This is a genomic window from Micromonospora sp. CNZ297 (genome assembly GCF_007827625.1).
The window spans coordinates 574,062-599,205 of record NZ_VISU01000001.1; the positions used below are offsets into that span (position 1 = coordinate 574,062).

General features: G+C 73.8%; 17 protein-coding genes. 2 read left to right on the forward strand and 15 right to left on the reverse strand.

Translation table 11 applies throughout. The annotated features are described in order from the left end of the window. Nucleotides 1-158 precede the first annotated feature (158 nt). The 5 genes from FB454_RS02455 to FB454_RS02475 all read right to left on the reverse strand — a co-directional run bounded on the left by FB454_RS02455 (nucleotide 159) and on the right by FB454_RS02475 (nucleotide 12,598). Nucleotides 159-4,415 carry an FG-GAP-like repeat-containing protein gene (locus tag FB454_RS02455; RefSeq protein ID WP_145822385.1) on the reverse strand — a complete coding sequence of 1,419 codons (4,257 nt, stop codon included), beginning with the start codon at nucleotides 4,413-4,415 and terminating at the stop codon, nucleotides 159-161. A 415-nt stretch (nucleotides 4,416-4,830) separates the two neighbouring features. Further along, complete coding sequence (locus FB454_RS02460; protein WP_486485389.1) at nucleotides 4,831-6,618, reverse strand: bifunctional 3-(3-hydroxy-phenyl)propionate/3-hydroxycinnamic acid hydroxylase; 1,788 nt, start codon at nucleotides 6,616-6,618, stop codon at nucleotides 4,831-4,833. 132 nt (nucleotides 6,619-6,750) lie between these two features. Continuing rightward, nucleotides 6,751-9,849 (reverse strand): ATP-binding protein, encoded by a 3,099-nt coding sequence (locus FB454_RS02465; protein ID WP_255367948.1) that lies wholly within the window; start codon nucleotides 9,847-9,849, stop codon nucleotides 6,751-6,753. Between the two features lie 64 nt (nucleotides 9,850-9,913). Further along, nucleotides 9,914-11,848: a KedN5 family methylcobalamin-dependent radical SAM C-methyltransferase gene (locus tag FB454_RS02470; protein ID WP_030268246.1), complete on the reverse strand. Its 1,935-nt coding sequence runs from the start codon at nucleotides 11,846-11,848 to the stop codon at nucleotides 9,914-9,916. Nucleotides 11,849-11,860: 12 nt separating this feature from the next. Next, a complete protein-coding gene (locus FB454_RS02475; protein ID WP_013287017.1) occupies nucleotides 11,861-12,598 on the reverse strand; it encodes a class I SAM-dependent DNA methyltransferase in 738 nt (245 codons plus the stop codon). A 289-nt stretch (nucleotides 12,599-12,887) separates the two neighbouring features. Here FB454_RS02475 and FB454_RS02480 point away from each other — a divergent pair, with 289 nt between their 5' ends. Further along, the gene (locus tag FB454_RS02480) at nucleotides 12,888-13,253 is read left to right on the forward strand and encodes a VOC family protein (protein ID WP_013287018.1); all 366 of its coding nucleotides are present in this window, start codon (nucleotides 12,888-12,890) and stop codon (nucleotides 13,251-13,253) included. A 28-nt stretch (nucleotides 13,254-13,281) separates the two neighbouring features. After that, complete coding sequence (locus FB454_RS02485) at nucleotides 13,282-13,692, forward strand: DUF3224 domain-containing protein (protein ID WP_013287019.1); 411 nt, start codon at nucleotides 13,282-13,284, stop codon at nucleotides 13,690-13,692. 64 nt (nucleotides 13,693-13,756) lie between these two features. On the opposite strand, the gene FB454_RS02490 is transcribed toward FB454_RS02485, so the two are convergent. From FB454_RS02490 to FB454_RS02535, 10 genes are all read right to left on the reverse strand, one after another. Further along, nucleotides 13,757-15,313 carry an ABC transporter ATP-binding protein gene (locus tag FB454_RS02490; RefSeq protein WP_071094418.1) on the reverse strand — a complete coding sequence of 519 codons (1,557 nt, stop codon included), beginning with the start codon at nucleotides 15,311-15,313 and terminating at the stop codon, nucleotides 13,757-13,759. After that, nucleotides 15,310-16,101 carry an ABC transporter permease gene (locus FB454_RS02495; protein WP_013287021.1) on the reverse strand — a complete coding sequence of 264 codons (792 nt, stop codon included), beginning with the start codon at nucleotides 16,099-16,101 and terminating at the stop codon, nucleotides 15,310-15,312. Before FB454_RS02495 ends, FB454_RS02490 begins: the two co-directional genes overlap by 4 nt. Continuing rightward, nucleotides 16,098-17,054, reverse strand: coding sequence for an ABC transporter permease (locus tag FB454_RS02500; RefSeq protein ID WP_013287022.1), 957 nt, complete (start codon nucleotides 17,052-17,054; stop codon nucleotides 16,098-16,100). Before FB454_RS02500 ends, FB454_RS02495 begins: the two co-directional genes overlap by 4 nt. Beyond that, nucleotides 17,051-18,610, reverse strand: a complete 1,560-nt coding sequence (locus tag FB454_RS02505; RefSeq protein WP_013476312.1) for an ABC transporter substrate-binding protein — start codon at nucleotides 18,608-18,610, stop codon at nucleotides 17,051-17,053. Before FB454_RS02505 ends, FB454_RS02500 begins: the two co-directional genes overlap by 4 nt. A gap of 104 nt (nucleotides 18,611-18,714) precedes the next feature. Further along, complete coding sequence (locus FB454_RS02510) at nucleotides 18,715-19,899, reverse strand: NAD(P)/FAD-dependent oxidoreductase (RefSeq protein WP_013287024.1); 1,185 nt, start codon at nucleotides 19,897-19,899, stop codon at nucleotides 18,715-18,717. A 6-nt stretch (nucleotides 19,900-19,905) separates the two neighbouring features. Further along, nucleotides 19,906-21,144 (reverse strand): beta-ketoacyl synthase N-terminal-like domain-containing protein, encoded by a 1,239-nt coding sequence (locus tag FB454_RS02515; protein ID WP_013287025.1) that lies wholly within the window; start codon nucleotides 21,142-21,144, stop codon nucleotides 19,906-19,908. Further along, nucleotides 21,141-21,371, reverse strand: a complete 231-nt coding sequence (locus FB454_RS02520) for a phosphopantetheine-binding protein (RefSeq protein ID WP_013287026.1) — start codon at nucleotides 21,369-21,371, stop codon at nucleotides 21,141-21,143. The genes FB454_RS02515 and FB454_RS02520 overlap by 4 nt, the downstream gene beginning before the upstream one ends. Then, nucleotides 21,368-22,333 (reverse strand): chlorinating enzyme, encoded by a 966-nt coding sequence (locus tag FB454_RS02525; RefSeq protein ID WP_071094416.1) that lies wholly within the window; start codon nucleotides 22,331-22,333, stop codon nucleotides 21,368-21,370. Before FB454_RS02525 ends, FB454_RS02520 begins: the two co-directional genes overlap by 4 nt. A gap of 1 nt (nucleotide 22,334) precedes the next feature. Next, complete coding sequence (locus FB454_RS02530; protein ID WP_145822388.1) at nucleotides 22,335-24,197, reverse strand: non-ribosomal peptide synthetase; 1,863 nt, start codon at nucleotides 24,195-24,197, stop codon at nucleotides 22,335-22,337. Nucleotides 24,198-24,200: 3 nt separating this feature from the next. Then, nucleotides 24,201-25,142 carry a DUF6039 family protein gene (locus tag FB454_RS02535; RefSeq protein WP_013287029.1) on the reverse strand — a complete coding sequence of 314 codons (942 nt, stop codon included), beginning with the start codon at nucleotides 25,140-25,142 and terminating at the stop codon, nucleotides 24,201-24,203. Between the last annotated feature and the right edge of the window lie 2 nt (nucleotides 25,143-25,144).

Consider the following 25,144-nt stretch of genomic DNA (forward strand, 5'->3'; position numbering starts at 1 on the left):
TCTCCTTCGACAGCGGACGGTGGTGTTCTTCCTACGCCCGTGACCGGATCCCGGCAAGGCCCACCATGGACAGGGTCGCGAAGCACTACGTGGTGTGACGGGCGCGGCCTCCCGCCGTCCGCCTCTTCCCGGTGGCGGACGGCGGGAGGGGCGCCGGGCTAGCCGACGACCACGACGCGGCCCTGGTTCAGCGGTTGCAGGTGCGCCGGGTCGAGATCGTCCGGTGCGCCCCGGCCGCTGTCGTAGACGACGCGTCCTCCGTCGCTCTCCCAGATCCTGATCCGGAACCGGTCCACGTCACGTCCGTCCGGGCCGTCGGCGACAGTGAGCTGGTACGCGTACCCCGGCCGGCCGTTCACCGTGCCCTCACCCTGGTACCGGCCCACCGATCCGGCGACGGTCAGACGCTCGTGTGTCGTACCGGCGAACGTGAACTCGCGTCCCGGCAGCCGGAAGGTGGTCGCGCCGAACGGCGTGGGTGAACCCTTCACCAGGCCCGCGACGAAGGCGAACTCCCCCGGCCCGGTGGCGGCCACGTCGGCGCTGAGCGCGCCCGCCGGTGAGACGATCGCGCCGGCGCCGGCCACCGTCACGTCCGACGGGTCGTAGACCACGATCCGTACCGTCTGCTGCCCGGTTCCGCCGTCGTCGCCGGTCACCGTGAGGCGCGCGACGTGCACGCCGGGCCGGAGATCGCCGGTGGCGACGCAACCGCCCTCGTTGCGGTCCTCGCTGACCGCACCGGGCGTGGCCGGGGCCGGACCCCCGCCGTCCCAGTCGACCGCGCAGCGGTGGGTGTCCGGCACGCCCGGGTCGGTGAACGTGGCCCGCACGGTGACCGGACCGGCCACCCGCAACTCCTCGTCCAGTGCGATCGGGCTCACCTCGATCGGCCGGTTCGCCACGGTGACTGTCACCGTGTCGGTGGCGGTGCCGTGGCGGGCGTCGGTGGCGGTCAGTTCCAGCCGGTACGTGCCGGCCCGGTCGGCGCGGAACGACGGCGTGCGGGCCGGACCCTCCAGCCGCAGGCCGCCGCCGAGGCCGCCACCCTCCGGCTGGGCGAGCACCGTCCAGGACAGGGTCACCGGATCGCCGTCCGGGTCGGTGGTCCGGGTCGCGTCGAGGGTGACGGTGTCGCCCTCGACGGCGGTCCGGTCCGGCCCGGCGTCGGCTGTGGGCGGGCCACCGGCCGGCAGGACCCGGCCCACAGTCACCTCGGTACGCGCGGTGGCCCGCAGGCCGTCGGCGTCGGTGGCGGTGACCGTGAGGACGTGCCGTCCCTCGCTGAGCTGCCCCGGCGTACGGGTGGCGCCGGTGCCGAGGTCACCGTCACGGTCGGAGGTCCAGCGCACCGCCGACCCGTCCAGGTCGCCCTGTTCCGGGTCGGTGACGGACGCGGCGAGCGTGACCGTCTGCCCGGTGGCGAAGAACGTGCCGCCCATCGGAGCGGTGATCCGTACCGCCGGGTTCTTGCCGGCGACAGTGAGCGGACCGCTCGTCGCGTCGGCGGTGTGCACACCGTCGGTGACCCGTACCCGCAGCCGGCCGGTGGCCGCGCCGCCGGTGCCCGCGAGCTGCGCGGCGTCCAGCGTGTACGACGTCCCGGTGAGCCCGGTGGCCAGCACCCGCCAGTCGTCGGCGCCGTCCGGGCTGTACAGGACGCTCGCGGTGACCGGACCGCCGTCGGCGTCGCCGGCGCTCCAGCCCACAGTGACCGGCCCGGTGGCCGGCACCGACGCGGGCGGCGCCTCGCCCGCCAGCGCCACGACGGGCGGGTTCGCCGACACCGGGAGGGTGGCGAGGTCCCGCCCGGCGCGGGTGTCCACGAGCGTCACCCGGCGGGTGCCGGGGGCGAAGTCGACGACCTCGTGGAAGGGACGTGTCGCGGCGTGCTCGGTGGCCGCCGGGGTGAACGGGTGCTCGGCGAGCGTCGCCCCGGCGGCGTCGAGCAGCCGCAGCGCGTACGGGCCGGGCGTGGTGGCCGGGCGCTGGGTGGTGCGGGTCAGGCGCTGCCCGGTGAGGGTGGCGGTGCCGTCGCCGACGGCGCCGGACAGCGCCAGCAGGTCACCCGTCGCGCCCTGCTGGGCGGGCGGGTTCTGGACGCGGTTGCGCCACAGCCGCCACAGGTCGTCGGAGACCCAGGTGTTGCGGCAGTAGCTCATCAGGTCGGCGACCGGCGGGCTGGTGTCCGGCGCCCAGACGATCCGGCGCGGAGCGCCGACCGAGGCGTCACCGATGTCGTAGCCGGCGAAGCCGGGATTCGCCGGGTCCGGCCCGCCGATGGTGCCGCGCGGGTACGGGTAGGACCGGGGCCCGGTCTCGTCGCCGGGATTGTCCGTGCACTCCACGTGCCCGGCGCCGAGCAGGTGCCCCAGCTCGTGCAGGATGGTCGTGGGGTTGTGCGCTCCGCCGACCGCCACCCATCCGGGGATGTTCTCGGCGATGCCGCCCATCCGGTCCCGGTTCACCATGACCAGGTGGTAGACGCCGGGCTCCCGCGTCCCTGCCGTCGCCTGCCGGTAGCGGTCGAGCACCGAACGCGCGTCCTGCGCGTCGAGGAAGAAGCTGTCGTCACCGATCCAGAAGAACGGGTGGTCGTCGCGGTAGTCGGCGCGGGTGACCTCCAGCCGGCTCGTCGGCAGCGTGCGCCGCAGCAGCGACTCGGCCCGGTCCAGGTCGGACTCGGGAGGCAGCACTGTCTGTCCGTCGCGCTGGTAGCCGAACCGGATCAGCTTGACGCGAACCGGTTGGGACGCCTGGAAGCGCACCGTGCGCTCGGTCACGTTGTCCAGGTGGTCGGGCTCGGTGACCCGGCGGTCCGGGTTGATCTCGACCCGCAGCCTGACCTGGCCCTCGCTCGTCCACTGGGTGGGCAGCTCGAACAGGAACCCGCCGCCCAGTTGTCCGCGTCGCACCGTCCGGTCGGGCACCAGCAGGCGGCCCGGGTTCGCCGGGGCGAGCGGCGGGCCGAGCGACGTGCCGTCGGCCCGGAACCCGTGCAGGGCCGCGGTCACCGCGGGCGTCTGCGCGTCGGTGCCGACGTACGCCCGGACGACGGTGCGGCGGTCGGCGACCAGGTCGACGGAGTTGCCCAGGTCCTGGATGACCTGGGTGACCTCCAGCCCGCCGGCGGTCAGGTTCGGTCCGGGCGCGGTGCAGGTGTTCAGGTAGACGCGCAGGGTGTTGTCGACCTCGTCCAGGACGGCCACGTCGAGGGACTGGTTGTTGTCGAACCGCCCCACGGCCGCCTGCACCGGCTGGCTGCCCGCCGCGAGGACGGCCGGGGTGCCGAACGTGCCGTCGCCACGGCCCGGGAAGACGTAGACCGCCCGGCTGGCGTAGCCGACCACCACCAGGTCCGGACGGCCGTCCCGGTTGACGTCGGCGACGTCCACGTCGTGCGGACCCTCCCGCCCCGGGGTCAGCGGCCCCAGGTCCAGCGACGGCAACTCCCGGGGCGCCGACGGGAAGCCGCCGGACGGTGGGTCGCGGTAGTCGCTCCACAACCGGATGCGGTCCTCGCCGGGGATCGCGACGGCCGCGTCGAGCCGCCCGTCGAGGTCGAAGTCGGCGATCGCGGGCTTCCACGCCTCGCCGATCCCTTCCACCCGGGGCGCGGGGCTGTTAGCGCCGTCGCGGATCAGCGACACCGTGCCCTGTGTGCGGCTGCTGACCAGGAGATCGGGCACGCCGTTGCCGGTCAGGTCGCCGGCGGCGAGGAAGTCCGGCTGGACGTACGTCGGCTGGTCACCGAGGAGGAACCTCTGGTCGAAGCTGCCGCCGTTGAGGTTGCGGAACACCCGCACCCGGTCGTCGTCCCGGTCGGTCCGGTCCTCCGGGTCGAGGGCCGCCAGGTCGGGCAGCAGATCACGGTCGAAGTCGGCCACCGCGACGTCCGCCACGCTGCGGCCGGCCAGCACGCGCCCTCCCGGCCCGAAGCCCGGGTCTCCACCGGCGGCGCCGAACCAGACACCCACCCCGTCGGTGGTCGCGACGGCGTAGTCCGGTTTGGCGTCCCGGTTGAAGTAGCCGACGGTGACGGCGCGCGGCGTGCCCGGCGCCGGATAGACCTCCGGCGGGGCGCCGGGCCCCACCGACGTGCGGAACGTCCCGTTACCGACGGCGATGAGCTGGTGCACGTCGCCGTCACCGCTCGCCGAGGCGACGAGCAGGTCGTCGAAGCCGTTCTGGTTGGTGTCGACCGCCTCGACGTCACGGGGAGCGGCCACACCGGCGACCGCCGGCATGGCCGTGAACCCGAACGTCTCGCAGCCGGCGACGAGGCCCGCTCCCGGCGGGCCGGCGACCCGGACCGGTGCCGCGGCGCCCGGCACTGTCGCCCCGGGCCCCAGCAGGACCACCGCCAGAGCGGCCGCCACCGCGCCGGTCCACCGGCCTGATCTTCGTGAACGCATCACTGCCACCTTTCCGCGCGCACGACCGTCCGGCGCGAGGCCGGACGGCGGCGCACGATCGTCGTAGGAGAGTGGGAAGTCTCGATCGGGTCGACCGGGAGACAGCCGGCCCGGGCCGGGTGCCGCACGCGGGGCACCGCCGGTCCGGTACGAGTCTCGTCCCCGGGGGACGTCCGGCTACAGGGTCGGCGGTCCAGGGCGGCGCAACGGCGTGCCGGATCTTTCTGCCCGCGCGCAAGACAACCCCCTGCCCGTCCGGCCACATCGGGCGGCCGAGTCGGGAAGACGATTGCGCGCGGCGGTGGACGCCGAGCCGGCTCGGCACCGCCGCCGGCGGACCGCCACGGCCGGGGCCGCACGTCGGCACGCCGCGACGGCGGGCGTGGGAGATCGGCCCGGCTGCCGACGAGGGCGGTCACGACGACGAGGGCACTGCCGGCGCCGTCGCGAGTCCCGGGCCGGCCGCCCGGTTCCGGCCGCCGTCCGGCGGCGCACCGAGGGCGGCCGACAGGTCCCGTGCGGCCTGCTCGATCCCATCGGCCGTCGCCAGCGCGAACACGAACCGGTCCGGCCGCAGCACCACCAGGTCGGCGCCGTGCCGCCGCAGCCACCCGCCGAGCACCCCGTCGGCGTCCACGACGTCGATCCGGTCCGGACGGCCGTCCGCGGACGACTCCGGCGGGCCGGCGAGCGGGTCCGGCAGGCCGGCGAGCGGGTCCGGCAGGCCGGCGAGCGGGTCCGGCGGGCCGGCGAGCGGGTCCGGCAGGCCGGCGAGCGGCGTGCCGGACGGGTGGACCGCGACGAACCGCACCGGCAACCCCTGCCACCACGCGCCGGGCGGGTCGTCCACACCGGCGCGACCCAGCACGACGAAGCCGTCGCCGAGCGCCTCGTCGAGCAGGCGCTCGCCGGGCGCACCCGGGATGAGGACCCGCGGCTGGGGGAACATGGTCCCGACCACGCCGTCCCGCCGCCCGCCGGTCATCAGGCCCCGCCGGTACGCCGGCACCGGCTTGAACTCGAAGCGCTCCACGAACCGCCGTACCCGGGGAACCGTCTGGACCGCCCGCAGCGCGGTGTCACGCAGCCAGGCGGAGATCCGGTTGCGGGCCAGGAAGACGCGTCCCAGCCGGACGCTCGTCTGTGCCATCTCCACCGTGTGCGGACGCCGCTCGGTCTCGTACGTGTCGAGCACCGCGGGATCGGCGGCGCCGGACAGCACCAGCGACAGCTTCCACGACAGGTTCGCCGCGTCGCGCAGGCCGCTGCACAGGCCCTGGCCCATGAACGGGGGCATCTGGTGGGCCGCGTCGCCGAGCAGGAACACCCGTCCCTCCCGCCACCGCTGCGCGACGAGGTGGTGGAAGGTGTAGACGACCGCCCGGGTGACGGCGAACCGGTCCGGGTCGACGTACGGCGAGACGAGCGCGGCGACGGTCTCCGGCCGCTGCACCTCGTCCTCGGTCTCGCCCGGTCGCAGCATGAACTCCATCCGGTAGCTGCCGGCCGCGCCGGGAGAGACGAACGCCGGGCGCCGCCAGTCGCACACGAACGTGGTGTCGGCCACCCGCACGGCGTCGGGCGGCACGTCGCCGGAGACCGCGAGCCACGGCTCGGCGTAGCTCGCCCCGGACAGCGGGATCCGGACGGCGGCGCGGGTGGCGCTGCGGGCGCCGTCGCAGCCGAGCACGTACCGGGCGCGGACCGCCCGCCGCTGCCCGGTGACCACGTCGGACAGGAGCACCGTCACGCCGTCCTCGTCCTGGGTCAGGCCGACCAACTCGGTGCCGAGCGCGAGCCGGACGTGCGGGAAGCGGTCCAGCCCGGCGCGCAGCGTCCGTTCCAGTCGCGGCTGGTCGAAGAAGCGCAGCGGCGCGTGCCCGTACCCGAAGTCCGTCTCGGACAGCTTCATCCGGGCGAAGACCCGGCCCGCGCCGTTGACGTACTCGACCAGCGGCGGCGCGATCGTCTCGTCGCGTACCTCGTCGAGCAGCCCGGCCTGCTGGTAGATGCGCAGCGCCTCGTCGTCACAGGAGAAGGCCCGCGGCTGACCGTGCGGCGTGGCGCTGCGCTCCACGACCAGCGTGGTGACCCCGCGGGCGCCGAGCAGGTTGGCGGTGAGCGCACCCACCGGCCCGCAGCCGACGACGGCGACCTCGACCTCCTGGACCTCCTGGTGAGCCGGCGGCTGAGCTGATCCCATGGTGGTGCCCCTTCGGAACATGGTCCCGGACGGCTCCGGCCGTCCTACCCGACACCGACCAGGGCACCAGCCGGGCGTGGAACGGCTGTGGAAAGTGTGTGGAGGCGGCGTGGAGGCGGGATTCCACGCCGGTCAGAAGACGGCGAACCGGGGCAGCAGCAGCCCGGCGCCCTGTTCGGCGGCGATCCGCGCGCCGAGGTCCCACTCCGCGCGGTCGCGCCGGGCCGCGCCGCGGATCCGGTGCAACTCCGCGACGAAGACGCGCTCGCCCACCCGGTCCGCCACTGCCAGCGCCTCCTCGGCCAGTGTCGCCGCGGTGTCCGGACGGTCGCCGGTCAGGTACGCCTCGGCCATCGCGCAGAGCGTGATGGTTCGGGTGGACCGCAGTCCGGGACGGTAGAACTCCTCGGCGGCGGCGCGCATCGCGTCGAGCCGGCCGTGGTCGCCGCCGCGCGCGGCGGCCCACTCCAGGAAGTACGCGCCGGTCGCGGTCATGTGCGGCAGGCCGGTGGCGCGGCCGATGTCCCGGCACCGTCGCCCCGCCGCGTCGGCCGCGGCGACGTCGTGCTCCTGCATCGCCAGCCAGGCGGCGTAGAGCGCCGCGTTGGCCCGGCCGTACGGGTCGTCGAGGTCCTCGGCGAGGGCCTCGGCGGCGGCGATGTCGGCCCGCGCGCCGGCCGGGTCGCCGCGCATCGAGCGCACGAGCGCCCGGAAGTTGTGGCAGGCCAGCACCGGACGGCGGCCCACCTCGCGGCGCAGCAGCGCCCGGTCGACGGTACGCAGCCGCTCGATCCCGGCGGTGAGCCGCCGCTCGCTCTCGGCCTGCCGGCCGGTGAAGTAGGCGACCGCGCCCAGCAGGTACTCACCTGCGACGGCGGTCAGCCCGCTGCCGTCGTCGGGCGCCCGTACGAGCCGCCCGGCGAGGTCGGCGCAGATCGCGAACTCGGCCCGGTTGGCGGCGAGTTCGCCGAGCGCCCAGAGCGCGTGGCGGATGTCGGCGTCCGGCCCGACGAGCGTCAGCAGCTCTCGGGCGCGGGCGCAGACCCGGTCGACCGCGTCGCTGCCGACGCCCACTGTCATCTGGAGCAGGGACGCGCGGTGCAACTGGACGGTCAGCTCGGTGGCCGCCGCGTCGGGCGAGACCGGCGCGGCCGGGGCCAGCCGGAGCGCGGCGCGTTCGAGGTGGCTGAGCGCGTCCTCGTAGGCGACCCGGCGGGTGGCGTCGTCGGCGGCGCGCAGCGACCACCGCAGGTGGTCCTCGCCGTGGCCCAGACCGACCGCCTCCCCGTAGTGGTGGGCCAGCTCGGCCGGCGCGGTGCCGGCCGTCCGCTCGTACGCGGCGGCCAGCCGGGCGTGCAGCGCGGCCCGGCGCGGCGGGACCAGCTCGGCGTAGGTGACCTCGGCGATCAGCGGGTGGCGGAACGCGAGCGCGCCCGGTCCGGTCTCGACCACCAGCGCGGCCGGATAGGCCGGGGCGAGGTCCTCGGCGACGGTCTCGGCGGTGCTGTCCAGCGCCGCCGCCAGCACCGCCAGGTCCAGGTCGTGCCCGGCCACGCTGAGCAGGTCGAGGCAGCGCCGGGCGGGGCCGGGCAGTCCGGCTAGCCGCAGCCGCACGGTGTCCCGGATGCTCGGCGGCAGCTCCGCTGCGGCGCCCGGATCGGTCCGGGACCGCAGCAGCTCGGTGAGGAAGAACGGATTCCCGCCGGTCCGGGTGACGAGCCGGGTCACCACCGGCTCCGGCGGCGCCACGCCGGTGCGGCCCCGGACCAGGTCGGCGACCGCCGCGGCGTCCAGCCCGGCGAGCCGGACCTGACCGAAGCCGCCCCCGCGCGCCAGCTCGGCGACTGTCGCCACCAGGGCCGGGTCGTCGTCGTACGGCCGCAGCGTGGCGACCACCAGCGCCCGGGACGCGGGCAGGGCGGTGGCGAGGAACCGCAGCAACAGCAGCGAGTCCGGGTCGGCGGCGTGCAGGTCGTCGAGGACGACGAGCAGGCCGCGCTCCCGGGCCGCCGCGTGCACCAGTTCCGACACCGCCTCGTACACCTGGAACCGGGCCGTGGGGTCGAGACCGCGACCGTCGGCCGGTCCGCTCGGCGCGCCGGCGGCGAACCCGTCCAGGCGGCTCGCCGAGCCGGTGGCGCGGGTCTGCGGCATCGCCACCAGCGCGCGTACCACCTGGCTCCACAGCCAGAACGGCGGCGCCTGCCCGACGTCCGGACAGCGGCCCCAGACCACGGGGACGCCGGTCGCGGCGGCGCGGGCGCCGAGTGCCGCGGCGAGGCTGGTCTTGCCGATGCCGGCCTCCCCCACCAGCGTCAGCACGCGCCCGCTCTGCCCCGTGGCCGCGTCCAGCGTGCCCCGCAGCCGTTCCAGTTCCGCGTCCCGGCCCACGAGCGGTCCGCCGTCCCGCTCCGGCGCCGCCCCGGCGGTCGCCGGGCCGCCGGTGTCCGCGGGACTGCTCCGATCAGGCGGTACGGCCTGCTCCAGGATCAGCCGGTGCACCGCGCGGGTCTGCTCGCCGGGGTCGATCCCGTACTCGCCGGCCAGGATCCGGCGGCCCTCGTCGAAGACGGCGAGCGCCTCGGTCTGCCGCCCCGAGCGGTACAGGGCCAGCATCAGCTGCGCCCGGGCGCCCTCGCGCAGCGGGTGCGCCGAGACGAACCGGCGCAGTTCCGGCAGCAGCGTCGCGTGCCGGCCCGCGGCGACGGCGGCTGTCAGCCGCCCCTCCTCGGCGCTCAGCCGCAGCTCGGCCAGCCGGGCCGCCTCCGGACGCACCGCGGTCAGGTCGGCCACGCCCGCCAGCGGCTCGCCGCGCCACAACGCCAGCGCCTCGGTGTACGTCCGCTCGGCGGCCGCCGCCTGCCCGGCCGCGAGCGCGTCCGCAGCCCGGTCCACCAGGCCGGCGAACCGGATCGCGTCCACCGCGTCGGCGTCGACCCGCAGCTCGTACCCCCCGGGGTGGCTGCGCAGGACGCGCGCCGGCTCGCGGTGGGACCGTTGGGGTTCCACGGCCCGGCGCAGCCCGGCGACGTACGTGCGCAGCGTCGTCCGGGCGCTGGCCGGCGGTCGTGCGTCCCAGAGCGCGTCGACCAGCCAGTCGGCGGCGACGAACCGGTTCGGCCGCAGCAGGAACAGAGCCAGCAGCGCCTGCTGCTTCGGCCCGCCGAGGGGCACCACCCGCCCGTGCCGGACGACCTCCGGCGGACCCAGCACCCGGAACTGCACAGTCACCTCGACGACGACCCCATCGGGCCGAGTATGGCAGCGCCGGTCCACTCCGGACACCGGCGATCGGTCAGGGGACTGTGAGCGGGGTGCCTGCTCTGCGCACCTCCCCCATGAAGTGCAGGATCTCCTCGTGGTTCGTCGACATGACCGCGGTCATGGCGCCGGTGCGGTAGTAGATGTCGACGCGGATCGGTTCCGGCTCCAGCGAGACCGGCTCGTCGGCGCGCATCCGCGCGAGGACGCCCGGCACGTCGTAGGCCAGGGTCACGTCCGGGCGGTGGAAGTACTCGACGCCGCCGATCTCGACGACGGCGAGTCCGTCCGGCTCGCAGACCGGCTGGGTCAGCAGGTCGTAGCGGTACACCTCGTCGAGGAACGGGCGGACGTCGGCCGCGAGCTGCCGCGAGACCACCTCCTGCCACCACAGCTCCAGCGCCCGCCGCCCGTCCGCCTCGGTGAAGAGGTAGCCGATGGCGGCCGCGTACGCCGGCGCGCCGCCGCCGTGACCCCGCATCGCGGCCTCCCGCAACGGGATCGCCTCCCGCGCCGTGGTGGTGTCCGCCCAGTCGGCGAGGCTGTTGAGGACCCGGGACTGCTCCCACCCGGCGAGCCGCCGCAGCGGCAGCCAGCAGTGACGCAGGACCGCGTTCTCGGCCATCACCCGGGCCCAGAACAGGAACCGCTGCATCACCGCGTTGTCCGCGAAGGTCATGGTGCGGTGGGCGAGCACGTACTCGAAGTCGTCGTTGTCGCCGCGCAGCGCGACGATGCCGTACAGCTCCTTGTTCTCCGCGTACTCGGTGTTCGGCAAGAGCATGATCGGGTAGACGGCGATCCGGGACACGTGCTGGGCGAGTTCGTCGTACCCGGCCAGGAACGACTCGACGGTGTCGCCCGGCGCGCCCCAGATCAGCTCGGCGTAGCAGTCCAGCCCTTCCCGGTTGAGCCACCGCACCAGGTCACGCCAGTCGTTGACCTTCATGTTCCGCCGGCGCATCAGGGTCAGGGCGTCCGGGTTGAGCGACTGGAGGGCCAGGGTGAAGGAGCTGCGCAGCCCCGCCTCCTTCATCCGCCGCACGATCTCGTAGAACACCTTCGACTTGTTCTTGGCCCACGAACTCTCGAAGGCCAGCGGGAAGCCGTGCCGCCGCTTGATGTCGATGAGGTCGTCGACGAGTTCCAGGTCGATCGGCAGCATGCCGAAGTTGGCGTCGCAGGCGACCACTGTGTGCACGCCGCACCGGGCGAACAGTTCCAGCTCGGCGCGCAGCCGTTCCCGGGAGAACGCGCGTACCCGCTGGCCGACCGCGCCGCCCCAGTAGCAGAACGAGCACTTGTACGGGCAGCCGCGGTTGGTCTCGAACAGCGCGACGTCGTAGCGGAACCGGCCGTCGGCGTCGAGCAGTTCGACGGCTCCGGTGAGGAACGGCGACGGGATGATGTCGAGATCCTCGATCCGGGGCCGGTCCGGGTTGGTGACCACGCTGCCGTCGGCGCGGTGCCAGGAGATGCCCTGCACGTCGCCGAGGGCGTCGGGGGCCACGCCGGCCAGCCGGGCGCGGAGCAGGTCGAGGAAGGTCAGCTCGCCCTCGCCGTTGACCACCACGTCGATCTCCGGGTAGAGCCGGAACACGCGGTCGGCCTGCGCGCTGACGTGGGTGCCGCCGAAGATGACCCACCCCTGCGGGTTGAGCTGCTTGTAGGTGGCGGCGAGTGCCCCGAACGCGCGCTGGCTCCAGCCGAAGACGGAGAACCCGATCACGTCGGGCAGCGGGCCGGCGAACAGCCGGGCGGCCATCTCCCCGTGCGTCACCCGCCCCCGGAAGTTGCAGATCTCCACCGACACCTGGTCGTTCAGCTCGGCGTCGCCGGACACCATCGCCTTGAGGTACGCCGAGGCGAGCGGCAGCGACTCCAGCGGCATGTCCCAGACGCCCTGCTGCACCAGGACCACCCGAAGGCGCCGGCCCGCACCACCGGCGCTCGTCTGGCTGTGCTCCACCGATCCGCCGCTCTACTTGCGGTAGACGGTGATGTGCCGCTCGTCGGAGTCGCGCAGTGGTCGTCCGTCCCAGTGACCCCAGCGCGACTCCATGGTGAGCCCGCCGAGGCGGGCCATCAGGTCCATCTCCGACGGCATGACGGTGCGGATGCGCATCGGGAAGAACCGGATGCCGTCGGGCCGCAGGACCGCGAACTGGATCGACGAGCACTGGGAGATCCGCTCGCGCCGGGTGAACGTCATCACGACGTGGTCCTTCTCCACCCGTACGGTCTGGGTGCGCTGGTTGCGGTCGTACCGCGCCGGGTCGGGGATCGACGTCTGGATCACGAACCGCCCGCCCGGCTCCAGGACGTCGGCGACCTTCTGGAAGCAGCGGATCTGCTCCTCCTGGTCGGTGATGAACGGCAGCGTGTCGAAGACCGCGTACGCCAGCGAGAACTTGTACGGCAGCGTGAAGTCGGTGAAGTCCTGCACGTGCACGTGCACCAGTTCGCCGCCGGGTTTGTCGCGCAGCTGCGTCAGCATCCCCTCCGACGCGTCGATGCCGTGCACCTCGATGCCCCTGCGGGCCAGCGGGACGGCGACCCGGCCGGTGCCGACGCCGAGTTCGAGCACGGGCCCGCCGCCGGCGTTCTCGGCGAGCCACTCGATCGTCTCCTCGGTGTCACCCGGGTCGCCGGCCCATCCCGTCCCGTCGAAGACGTCGGCGACGGCGTCCCCGTAGGTGAAGATCTCGAAGCCTTCCACCGTGTTCTCCTCCACGCCGGTGATTGGGGTACCGGCGAATCGTGGCGGACGAGTGCGCCTGACGCTGCGCTGTTGTGAGCACGAAGTGAGGGCAACTCGATTGGTGTATCGGTGGCGCCGCCGACGGTTCAGCCGGTATGCTGCCGAACCTTCGGGGCCTGCTGTCCATTCGCAACCGTCTAATGAGCAGGCCGGTTGCGACACACCCGGCGACCGTGGCGTGGACGACGGCGGATTGCTAGGCTCGGGCCACGCTTTCGATCGGACGACAAATCTCCAGGAGACATGAATGGCTGTCGGTCGCTTGGCGGCGGTAACACTGGATTGTTCCGAAATCGCCCCGCTGGTGGCCTTCTACCGGGAAGCGGCCGGCCTCGAGCCGGTGCACGAGTCGGAGTCCGGCGCGTTCCTCAGCAACGGTGACGGCGTCGCCGTGGCGTTGCAGCGGGTGGAGAACTACCGGCGTCCGGAGTGGCCCGGGCAGACGGTTCCCCAGCAACTGCACCTCGACCTGGCCGTCGACGACATCGAGACGGCCGAGACCGAGTTGCTGCGCCTGGGTGCGACGAAGCCCGCCGACCAGCCCGGCGACGCGAAGTGGCGGGTCTTCCTCGACCCGGCCGGTCACCCGTTCTGCGCCTCGGTCTGGGACTGAAAGAGAACCACGGAAGGAATGAGACAAGGTGAGCACCGCGACTGCTTCATTTACGCTCGACTCCTGGGACGAAGACGAGTGGCAGGAGACCCCCGACGGCATGAAATTCTCGCGGGCCTCGGTCACCAAGACGTATTCCGGTGAACTCGAGGGCACCAGCCGCGCGCAGTTCCTGTTCGCCTATGGCAAGGGCGGCGCCGGATACGTCGGTCACGAAGTGATCGAGGTGTCGATCGGCGGTTCCAAGGGCAGTTTCATGCTCCAGCACCAGGCCGTCGGGTTGATGAGCGACGAGGAGGGCGGCGCCGAGTGGCACATCGTGCCGGGGACCGGCACCGAGGGGCTCGCCGGCATCCAGGGCACCGCCACCATGCGCAAGCTGGAGGACGGCAGCCACACCTTCACGCTGAACTACGAACTCCTCGACGAGCTCGTCTGACGCGCTGAGATCGAGGCGGAGGGCCGCTACCGGGAAGCCGGTAGCGGCCCTCCGCCTCGGGCTGTCACGGCACGTCCGCCACCGCCGTGACGGGCCGCGCGGCGTCCAGCAGCATCCTGCTCGCCTCGTGGCGCGGGTTGCCGAACACCTGCTCGACGGTCCCCTCCTCGACGATCCGCCCGCCGCTGAGCACGGCGACCCGGTCCGCGTTGCGGGCGATCACACCGAGGTCGTGCGTCACGATGAGCACCGCCAGGCCCAGGGTCCGCCGCAGCGAGTCGAGCAGGGCCAGGACCGAGGCCGCCACCTGGGCGTCGAGGTTCGACGTGATCTCGTCGCAGACGAGCACGTCGGCCCCGGCGGCGAGCGCGCGGGCGATCGCGACGCGTTGCCGCTGCCCGCCGGACAGCTCCCGCGGCAGCCGCGACGCCAGCTCCCCCGGCAGGCCGACGAGCCCCATCAGCCGGCGGGTCTCCGCCGCCACCGCCTCGGCCGTCATCCCACCGGCCAGGCGGACCACCCGGCCGATCGCCGCGCCCACCGGCCGCCGCGGGTTCAGCGACCCCCCGGAGTCCTGCGGGATGAGCTGCATGCGGCGTCGCTGGTGCACCGGCCGGCGCCCGAGCGTCGGCTCCAGGACCTCGCCGGACAGCGTCACCCGGCCCGAGCTGGGGCGCAGTGTTCCGACGACGGCCCGGGCGAGCGTCGTCTTGCCGCAGCCCGACGTGCCGAGCAGGGCCAGCGCCTCGCCGGCGCGCAACCGCAGGGATACGTCGTCCAGGACGACCCGCCCCCCGCGCGGCACGGTCAGCCCGGACACGGTCAGGACCTCCGCGCCCCGCACCGGCGTGGCGGCGCGGCGGCGCATCTCGGCCGGCAGGTCCGGCACCGCGGCGAGCAGGTCCCGGGTGTACGCGGCGGCCGGGCGGGCGAGCACCTGCGCTGTCGGTCCCTCCTCGACCACGACGCCGCCCCGCAGCACGATCAGGCGATCGGTCATCCGGGCGGCCGCGGCGAGGTCGTGGGTGACGAACACGACCGCCAGCCCGCGGTCGGCGGAGAGCCGGTCCAGCTGGTCGAGCACCTGCTTGCGCACCAGCCCGTCCAGGCCCGTCGTCGGCTCGTCCAGCACCAGGCCGCGCGGGTCGCCGGCCAGCAGCCGGGCCAGCGCCAGGCGTTGCTGCTGGCCGCCCGAGAGCTGGTGCGGGTACCGGCGCAGGAAGGCCCGGTCGCCCGGCAGGCCCACCTCGACCAGCCCTCGGCTCACGGCCGCGTCGGACCGGTCCGCGGCCAGTTCCCGGATCTGCGCCCGGACCCGCAGCGTCGGGCTCAGCGCCGACGGCGGGTCCTGCGGAAGGTACGCCAGTACCCGCCGCCGGACCCGGCGTACCTCGGCGCCGGAGGCCGTCAGCACGTCGTGCCCGTCGACCACGACCGTGCCCCCGGCCACCTGCAGTCCGCGCCGTACCGCGCCGACGAGGGCCATCGCCAGTGTCGTCTTGCCCGCCCCGGACTCGCCGACGACGGCGACCCGCTCACCCTCGGCGACGCGCAGCGACAGGTTCTCCAGGACGGCCCGGCCGGCGGTGTCCTCGACCCGCAGCCCACTGATCTCGATCATCGCAGCACCCGCCCGACGATCCGGTCGATGCCGAGGTTCGCGGCGACGGTGAGCACACCGAGCAGGATCGCCGGCACCGCGACGCCCCACGGGGTGAGCTGGATGCCCTCGACGTTCTGGCTGATCATGGCCCCCCAGTTCGGGCCGCTGGAGCCGAAGCCGAGGAACGCCGCCGCCGCCGTCAGCGTGACCGCGATGGCGAGGCGGGTGCCGAAGTCGGCGAGCACCGGCCGGACGATGTTCGGCAGGATCTCCCGGACGATCACCGACAGGTGCGAGTCGCCGCCGGCGTAGGCGGCCACCACGTACCCGTCCTCGACCGCGCGGAGCGTCTCGGCCCTGGTGACCCGGGAGACGAACGGCGTGCCGGTCAGCACCACCACGATGATCATCGTGGTGGCGCTGTACCCCCAGCCGTGCAGCAGCACCAGCAGGATCAGCACCGGCGGCAGGCCCAGCAGCAGGTAGTCCAGCCGGGACACCACGGCATCGGTGATCCCGGCGAAGTAGCCGCCGACCAGGCCCAGCACCAGGCCGAGCACGGTGGCCAGGATCGTCGCCACCACCGGCACGGCCACCAGCGGCCGGCCACCGGCCAGCACCCGGTCCAGCACGTCCCGTCCGGCGCTGTCGGTGCCCAGCGGGCTGCCGGCCGTCGGGGCGCTGTAGGGCAACCCGACGATCCGCTCCGGCTCGCCGGCGAACAACGGGCCGAACAGCGCCACGCCCAGCACCAACAGCACCACGGCCACGGCCGTCCCGGCGAGCAGCCACCGCGCGGCCCTCATCGGGCGGCCACCCGCAGCCGGGGGTCGACCGCGAGGACGAGCAGGTCGGCCACGATGAACGAGACGAGGATGATCGCGGCGAGGAGCAGCCCGACCCCCTCCAGGACGGCGGTGTCGTGGTTGCGGACCGCCGCCACGAGCGTCTGCGACAGGCCCGGGTAGTTGAAGACCACCTCGACCACCGTGGTGCCGCCGAACAGCCCGGACAGCAGCCACGCGAACGTCTGCGCGCACGGCGGCGCCGCCGCGGGCAGCAGGTGCCGCGCCACGACCACCCGCTCGGGCAGCCCGGCCAGCCGGGCCGCCTCGACGTGGGGCATCGCGTCCGCGTCGATGACAGTCGCCCGCACGATCCGGCTCGCCCACGCCGCGCCGAACAGCGTCAGCGCGACCACCGGCAGCACCAGGATCTCCGGCCGGTCCAGCGGTCCGCCGCCCAGCGGCGGCAGCGAGATCGCCGGCAGCAGCGGCCACAGGTCGGCGAAGACCAGCACGAGCAGGCCGGCGGTGACGAACTGCGGGATCGAAACCGCCACCACCGCGACGGCCGACACCGCCCGGTCCACCCGGCCGCCCGGCCGCAGCCCGGTGAGCAGCCCCAGTCCCATCGCCAGCGGCACCGTCACCGCCGCGGTGAGCCCGACCAGGAGGCCGGTGGCGGCCAGCGGCTCGGCCACGACGTCCACCACCGGCCGGTGCATCGAGGTGCTGGTGCCCAGGTCGAGGCGCAGCGCCGCGGTCCCCCACTCGACGAACCGCACCGGCCAGGGCCGGTCGACGCCGAGTTCGGCCCGGCGCTGCGCGACCTCCTCGATGGTGGCGTCGGGCCCGAGTGACGCCGACGCGGCGTCACCCGGGAGCACCTCCGAGCCGGCGAAGAGCACCACCGCCACCGCGAACAGCGTGGCCACCGTCGCCAGCAGCCGTCGGGCCAGGAACCCGAGCGCGGTCACGCCGGCCCGGTCGCCCGGTCGAACAGCTGGACCGACTGCATCGTGCGGACCCCGCTGATCCCCTTACGGGCGGCGTCCAGCTGCTCCTGGAAGCCCCACAGCAGGTCGCCGCCCTCCTTGTAGAACTCCTCCTGCAACGCCTTGAACGCCTCGGCGCGGGCGTTGTCGTCGACAGTCGCCTGGGCCTTGGCCAGCCGCGCCTGGTAGGCCGCCGACGTGCCGGTGACGTTGAACGGCGCCTTGCCGTGGGTCACCGCCGACAGGTGCACGGCGGCCGGCCGGTTGACGTAGTAGAACGCCTGGAACGGGTGCGTGGCCAGCGTCATGAGGTCGGCGTAGTAGGCGTCGGGCGAGATCTCCTGGAGGGTCAGCTCGACGCCCGCCTCCTTGAGCTGCTGGGCCATCAGCCGGCTGGCGTTGAGCATGCCGGGGACGATCTCGCCGGTCCGCAGCGTCAGCTTCGTGATCCCGGCCTCGGCGAACAGCCGCTTCGCCTGCTCCAGGTCACGGGCGCGCGCCGGCAGGTCGGCGTAGCCGGGCAGGCTCTTGCCGACCACGTCGTCGGCCGTCGAGCCGAGCCCGAGCAGCGCGTTGTCGACGAGCGCCTGCCGGTCCACGGCGAGCCGGACCGCCTGGCGGACCCGGACGTCGTCGAACGGCGCGAGCTTCTGGTTCATCGCGAACGACAGCGCGTTGGCGTTCGCCGGACCACCGCGTACGACGGTGAGCTCGCTGTTCGCCGCCTCGGTCTTCGCGCCGGTGGAGCTGATGCTGACGGCGTAGTCGACCTGTCCCGCCTTCAGCGCCGACAGCCGGGCGCCGGCGTCGAGGATGCCGACGATCTGGAGTTCGGCGACGCTCGGCTTGCCACCCCAGTACTGCTCGTTGGCGACCAGCCGGGTCGTGGTGCCGTTGCGCTCGGCCAGCCGGTACGGGCCCGAGCCGATCGGCTTGCTGAACTCGGTCATGCCGGCCGGGAAGACCGGCGAGAAGACGACGAGGACGGCTTCCTTGAAGTCACCGCGGGGGGTCAGCAGCGGGACGGTGACGGTGCGGTCGTTGACGGCTGTCACCTTGGCGAGGTCGACGTTGGCGTAGACGGAGGCCCGGTTGCTGGGCTTGGCGCCGAGCGTACGGATGCTGTGCACCACGTCGGCCGCGGTGACCGGCTTGCCGTCGTGGAACGTCACCCCGGAGCGCAGGTTGATCGTCCACACGCTGCCGTCGGCGTTCGGCTGCACCGACTCGGCGAGCTGGTACTTGTACTCGCCGTTGTCGAGCACCATCAGCGAGTCGTACACGTGCCGCATGACGATGAGGGTCGCGCCGATGCTGGTCAGCAGCGGGTTGCCGGCTTCGGCGTCGGTGACCGCGTTCGGCGCGCCCACCTTCAGCACCGCCAGCGACCCCCCGCCGGCCGCCGCCGGCGACGGCTGCTCGTCGTCGTCGCCGCAGGCCGACAGCAGCGGCACGCCGGCCACCGCGGCGCCCGCGACGAGCCCCATCCGGAGCAGCGCGCGGCGATTGAAGGGCGAGTCGTAAGGGGTGGGCGACATGGTTCCTCCACAAAGGTCGTGCCGGTGAGGTCGGATCGCAAGACGTCTGCGGATCTGACGGTCGCCGATCACCGGCACGGGTGTCTGCTCAATAGGGCGCGGTGTCAGGGGGCCGTCGGGGCGGACATCAGCGCCATCAGTTCCGGTGTGTACAGCTCCCGCAGCGGCACGATCCCGGCCACCGCGTCGAAGTAGCGGGTGGTCAGTTCGGGGCTGCTGCCGACGGCGCGCAGCAGCGCGCGGCGCTTGTCCCGGGCCTCGGCCTGGGCCACCAGCAGGGTCGCCTGGTAGTTCTCCATCAGCCGCTGCTCGCGTTCCCGGTCGTAGTCGGCCAGCGCGGCGTCGAGCCGTGTCCGGTCGGCCAGGTGCTCGCCCACCGACTCGGCGAGCAGGTCGGCCTGCATGAACGCGTCGGAGATGCCGCGGGCGGTCAGCGAGTCCTTGTGGTGGCCGGCGTCGCCGACGAGCGCCCAGCCCGGGCCGTGCGCGCGGCGGAAGAAGTTCTGCTGGTCACCCGTGCCGTGCACGCCGCCGATCTGCCGGCCGCGCTCCATCTGCTCGTACAGCCGCGGCGCGTTGGTCCGCACGTTGTCGAGGTAGGCCGCGCGCGCGTCGTGCCGGACCTCGTCGAAGCGCTGCTGCGGGTAGTAGGCGGCGATGAGCACCGCGCCGTCGTTCGTCGGCACCGCTGACACCCAGCCGGTGTCGCCCTCGTACATCTCGAAGTGTGTCTTCGGCCCGTCCCAGAACGCGTAGTACGCGCAGGTCAGCGGCGGGTGGGACGTCGTCGTGGGCGCGCCGGTGAGCCCGGCGACGGTGGAGCGCATCCCGTCGGCGCCGACGACCAGCGCGGCCCGCTCGTCGCCGCGGTCGGTGCGCACCCCGACGACCCGGTCGTCCTCCCACAGCAGGCCGGTGACCCGGCAGTCGTCGCGGAACTCGGCGCCGGCGTCGACAGCGGCGCCGGCCAGCAGCGGGTCCAGGATCGAGCGGCGGGGCGCGTACGCCGCGCGGATGCCGTCGATGCCGCTGCAGCAGCCCTCGACGCGCACGTCACCCAACTCGTAGACGACGTGGTCCAGCGGCGGGCAGCCGGTGGCCCGAAGCGCGTCCAGCAGACCCCAGCGGGCCAGCCGCGCGACGCCCGGCTGCTGGATGTACAGCGTGGAGAGCTTGTCGGCCGGGAAGGCGCTGCGGTCCAGCAGCAGCACCCGGTGGCCCTGGCGGGCCAGGAGCATGGCGGTCGGCGCGCCCGCGCAGCGGGCCCCGACGACGACGACGTCGTACATGATCGTTCAACCTCCATCGGCGGTACGGGCGAGGACCACGGCCGTGTTGATGCCCCCGAAGCCGAAGCCGGTGGACAGCGCGTACCGCAGCCGGGCGGGCTCGGGCCCGGCGCCGGCGAACCGGATCCGGGCATCGATCGGTCGGGCCAGGTTCGGGTTGGGGTGCACGAAGCCGCCGGTGAGCTGCGCGACGGTGGCGACGGCCTCGACCACCCCGGCCGAGCCGAGGCAGTGACCGGTCAGCGCCTTGGTGGCGTTCACCCACGGCCGGCCGGCGGCGGCGCCGAGCACGTCGTGCAGCGCCGCGAGTTCCGTCTCGTCGCCCAGCCGGGAACCGGTGGCGTGGGCGTTGACGTAGTCCACCTCGTGCGGGGCCAGCCCCGCGGCGGCCAGGGCGGCCCGGATCACGCGGGCCTGCCCGGCCGAGTCGGGGTCGGCGAGCCGGTTGGCGTCCAGGCCGAGGGCGTACCCGGCCACCGTCGCCAGGACCGCCGCGCCGCGCCGGGCCGCGGCGGCCGGGTGTTCCAGCACCAGCGCCGCGGCGGCCTCGCCGGGGACGAAGCCGCGCCGGTCGTGGTCGAACGGCCGGCAGGCGGCGGCCGGGTCGCCACCCGGCTCGGCGAGCGCGCCGAGCACCGCGAAACCCCGGTGGTGCATCGGTGTCAGCTCGGTGACCGCGCCGACCAGGACGCAGCAGTCCACCGCGCCGGCGGCGACCAGCCGGGCGGCGTGCACGATGCCGACGTTGCCGCTGGCCGAGGCCCCGCCGACGGTGAAACCCTCGCCGGTGGCGGACAGCACCTCGCTGAGCGTCCCGACGTGGTCGGTGTCCTGGACGTGCAGGGCGAACCGCGCCGGCAGGTACGCCGGCCGATCCTGCCAGGTCCGGTACAGCTCGTGCGTGTACCGCGCGGTCAGGTTGTGCCCGGCCACCACGATCCCGACCCGGTCGCCGGGGATCCGGGCGCCGGGCAGGCCGGCCCCGGTCCACGCCTGGAGCGCCGCCGCGACGGCGGCCCGCACCGGCTGCGGCGCGCGCGCCGCGGCCCGGACCGCCCGGCGGCGCAGCGGCTCGGGCACGCCGGCCACCGCGTCGTCGAACGACCACCCGGTGATCGGCGCGGCCAGGCCGTCAGCGGTGCCGACGACACCGCTGCGGCCCGCCCGCAGCGCCGTGGTGAACGACGGGACGTCCGCACCGATCGCGCAGACGATCCCGGTGCCGGTCACCGCGACCGTGCTCACATGTGCGTCCGCAGCAGCTCGACGATCCGGTCGAGGTCGTTGACGTCGCGGAACTCGGAGATCGGCACCACGATGCCGAGCCGCTCCATGGCCAGCGTCACGACCTCGGCCCGGTCGATGCTCGTGCAGCCGAGGTCGCTCAGCGTGCGCCCGGCGGTGACGCTCGCCGGGTCGACGTCCGGGACGACCTCGACGAGGCTCGCCTTCACGACCTCGAAGACGGTCATGCCGGTGACACCCGCGCCCCGGAGCGGTCCCGCCGGGTGAACCGGTGGCCGCGCGTGGTCTCGGTCGCCATCCGGTTGTGCGGGTTGCCGTTGTGTCCCGCGACGAGCACCGAGCCCCAGCGGTCCAGCGACACGGCGCCGCCGTACTCCTCGATGACGTCGGTGTCCGGGTAGACGTCCACCGACACCGGCACGTACCGGCCGGCGAAGCCGAGCCGCATCTCCTCGGTGCGTCCCGCGTGCGGCAGCGACGCGTGCATCAGCGTCGACCAGAACATGATTGCCTCGCCGGGCCGCATCACCATCGACACCGCCTTGGACTCGTCGGGCTTCCAGTCCGGGTCGATCTGCAGCTCGCGGTAGTCGTAGCCGAAGAACCCGCGGCGTACGCCGTCCTTGTCGGTGCTGTTGATGGAGGCCGGGTCGTAGTGCATGCGCTTGGTCTCGTCGTAGAACATCGTCCGGTGGGTGCCCGGGATGAACTGGAGGCACCCCGTCTCCTCGTTGGCCTCGGTGAAGGCCGTCCAGACGGTGATCGTGCCGCCGAAGTCCTTCGCGTCGCCGGGCCAGAGGATCTGCGGCTTGCCGGAGGCGTTGGCGAACGTGTCGGCCTGGTGCCAGTCGGTGCCCTCGTCGCCCGGGTACTTGGGGAAGAACTCCGACCGCCAGCACTGCACGTCCGGGCCGAGCACGCTGACGACGCGGTCGACGATCCGCGGGTGGCAGATGTGGTCGGCCAGGAACTCGTTGTCCAGGTGCCGGTCGTAGTTGGAGATGTTGGTGTTCCCGGAGAGCGCGGCCTCGTCCTGGTAGACCGCGTGCGAGCGGTCCAGCAGGCGCAGCCGTTCCCGCCGCCACCGCCGCTGCATCTCCTCGACCTCGTACACCGGGAACGGGCCGAAGTACCCGTTGCGGTGGAAGTCGGCCAGCTCCTCGGCGGTGAGCGTGTAGTCGTCCTCCATGTCATCCTCCTACCTGTTGCAGGGAATGGTGGCGTCGGGACGCGTCCACCACCTCGGCGAGGCACCCGACCGTGGGCTCCTCCATCTCGGCGCCGGTCAGCGCGATGCCGAACCGGTCGTTCACCATGGCCACGATCCGGGTGAGGGCCAGCGACGTGGCGCCCAGGTCGAACAGGTCGCCGTCCACCGGCACGTCGCGGCGCAGCACCTCGTCGGCGATGGCCTTCACCCCGGACACCGCGTCGTCGCCGGCCGGCTCGGCCGGCTCGGCCGGCTCGGCCAGGCGGTCCAGGACCGCCACGTCGGCTTTGCCCTGCACGGTGAGCGGGATGTCGGCGACCACGTGGAAGCGGGACGGCCGCAGGTAGCCGGGCAGGTCCGCCACGGTCATGGCGAGGTCCGCCTCGGTGAGCGCGGACGGGTCCGCGCCGGGCGGGGGCGCGACGTAGGCGACCAGGCGTACGTCGCCATCGCCGAAGTCCTGGGCGGTCACCAGCGCGGTGCCGACGCCGGGGTGCGCCAGGACCGCCGCCTCCACCTCGCCCGGCTCGATCCGGTAGCCGCGGACCTTCAACTGCCTGTCGACCCGGCCGAGGTAGACCAGGTCGCCGTCGGTCCGCACGGCCCGGTCCCCGGAGCGGTACCAGCGTTCACCGCCGGACTCGGCGAAGCGTTCGGCGGTCAGCTCCGGCTGGTGCAGGTAGCCCCGCGCCAGCCCGGCGCCCGCCACGTACAGCTCCCCCGGCGTGCCGTCCGGCACCGGCGCACCGGTCTCGTCGCGCAGCTCGATCCGTACGCCGGGCAGGGGGCGGCCGATCGGGCTCACCGACGGCCGGTCGAGGTCCGCCGCGACGATCCGGCGTTCGGTGGCGTGCACGGTCACCTCGGTGATGCCGTACATGTTGACCAGTTCCGGCCGGTCGTCGCCGCGCCGGGCGATCCACGGCGCCAGCATCGCGACGTCGAGCCGCTCGCCGCCGAACACCACCAGGCGCAGGTCGTCCGGGCCCTCGTCGGCCAGGTAGGCGGCGGCGAGCTGGCGGAACGCCGAGGGGGTCTGGTTGAGCACCGTGACCTGTTCGCGCCGCACCAGGTCCAGCATCAGCGCCGGGGTCCGGGCGACGCTCCCCGGTACGACGACGAGCCGGCCGCCGGACAGCAGCGCCCCCCACAGCTCCCAGACGGAGAAGTCGAAGCCGATCGAGTGGAACAGCGTCCACGTGTCGTCGCCGCCGAAGCCGAAGCGCTCCGCGCCGTGCTCCAGCAGCGCCACGACGCTGCGGTGCGACACCTCCACGCCCTTCGGCGCCCCGGTGGAGCCCGACGTGTGGATGACGTACGCGGGGTCGTCCGGCCCGGCCTCACCGGCGGGCTCCCGTACCGCGTCCGCGCCGACGGCCCGGTCCGCCGGGCTGGCACCGGCCGCGGCCTCGGCGGCCGTGCCCTCGCCGTCCTCGTCGTCGGTGTCGTCGTCCTCGCTGTCGTCGGCCCACAGCACCGGACCCGACCACTCCGCGAGCGAGTCGGCGGTACGGGTCACCGCCACCGTCACCGGAACCCGGCTGCCGGCCAGCACGGCCGCGACCCGCGCGGCCGGATGCTCGGCGTCCACCGGCACGTAGGCGCCGCCCGCCTTCACCACCGCCAGCACGCACACGACCAGGTCGACCGAGCGGTCCACGCACACCCCGACGTGGACGCCGGGGCCGACCCCGTACCCGCGCAGCCGCTCGGCCAGCTCACCGGACAGGCGGTCCAGCTCGCTGTAGGACAGCCGGTGGTCGCCGCAGGTCACCGCGATCCGGTGCGGCTGTTCCGCCGCCCGCCGGGAGAAGATCGTGTGCAGGCAGTCAGTCACGGGCATCGGTCACCGCTCCGTCTTGGTGGCGTACATGCCCCAGTGCTGGGGCGTGAGCGACAGGTCGGACAGGCTGGACTGGACGAACATCCGTTCCCAGCCGCCGCCGCCCTTCTCCTCCGGGATCCACTGGCGGGTGAACACCTCGCGGGTGGCCGGGTCGCTCATCGCGCGGACGCCCATCAGCGTGTAGTACGAGCTGAGCGACTTCAGGTGGATGAAGTGGTGGATGCGGTCGGACCGGCCGAACGCCTCCTCGTACAGGTAGATGGTGGCGTGGCCGGCGAGCGCCCGGTTCCAGCTCTCGCACAGCGCCCGGGCGAACGCGCGCCCCTCGGCCCGGAACTCGTAGCGCAGCTCGCCGGTGCGGTGCATGAGAATGCCGCAGGTGGCGGAGTTGAGCTGATCCTCGACCGGCACGTCGGTCTGGAGCTGCGCGGTGGGTACGGTGAACGTGGCGGCGCCCTCGGTGGTCCGCACCGAGTCCGGCGTCTCGTCCGACGTGCCGTACATGCCGAAGGCCGACGGGATGAGCACCGTCTCGTGCAGGTCGCCGTCGAGGAACATCCGGTCCCACGTGCCGCCGCCGCGCGCGGGGTCGATGCGCTGGCGCATGATGATGTCCCGCCAGCCGGCGTCGCGGCTGCCCATCTCGATCAGCGTCTCGTACGCGTGCAGCGACTTCAGGTGCATCAGCCAGTGGAGGCGGTCCTTCGTGCCGAAGGTCTCCTCGTAGACGAACACCGTGATGATGCCGGCGTAGTTGGTGTTGAGGTACTCCGACAGCTCCCGGGCGAACTGCCGGGCCTCGGAGCGGAACTCGGCACGCAACTGACCGACCCGTTCGACGATCACGCCGGCGTTGCCCGAGTGCAGGATCGCGGCCCGGTCGATCGTGGTCTGGGCCTGGGCGGTCGGCAACACGAACGGCGGACTCGATGTGGTGGTCATCG

Coding starts and splice junctions, on each gene's coding strand:
- FB454_RS02505 (WP_013476312.1), bottom strand. CDS start 18,610: ATGTCGCCCACCCCTTACGACTCGCCCTTCAATCGCCGCGCGCTGCTC.
- FB454_RS02510 (WP_013287024.1), bottom strand. CDS start 19,899: ATGTACGACGTCGTCGTCGTCGGGGCCCGCTGCGCGGGCGCGCCGACC.
- FB454_RS02530 (WP_145822388.1), bottom strand. CDS start 24,197: ATGCCCGTGACTGACTGCCTGCACACGATCTTCTCCCGGCGGGCGGCG.
- FB454_RS02495 (WP_013287021.1), bottom strand. CDS start 16,101: ATGAGGGCCGCGCGGTGGCTGCTCGCCGGGACGGCCGTGGCCGTGGTG.
- FB454_RS02455 (WP_145822385.1), bottom strand. CDS start 4,415: ATGCGTTCACGAAGATCAGGCCGGTGGACCGGCGCGGTGGCGGCCGCT.
- FB454_RS02535 (WP_013287029.1), bottom strand. CDS start 25,142: ATGACCACCACATCGAGTCCGCCGTTCGTGTTGCCGACCGCCCAGGCC.
- FB454_RS02520 (WP_013287026.1), bottom strand. CDS start 21,371: ATGACCGTCTTCGAGGTCGTGAAGGCGAGCCTCGTCGAGGTCGTCCCG.
- FB454_RS02480 (WP_013287018.1), top strand. CDS start 12,888: ATGGCTGTCGGTCGCTTGGCGGCGGTAACACTGGATTGTTCCGAAATC.
- FB454_RS02490 (WP_071094418.1), bottom strand. CDS start 15,313: ATGATCGAGATCAGTGGGCTGCGGGTCGAGGACACCGCCGGCCGGGCC.
- FB454_RS02460 (WP_486485389.1), bottom strand. CDS start 6,618: ATGGGATCAGCTCAGCCGCCGGCTCACCAGGAGGTCCAGGAGGTCGAG.
- FB454_RS02525 (WP_071094416.1), bottom strand. CDS start 22,333: ATGGAGGACGACTACACGCTCACCGCCGAGGAGCTGGCCGACTTCCAC.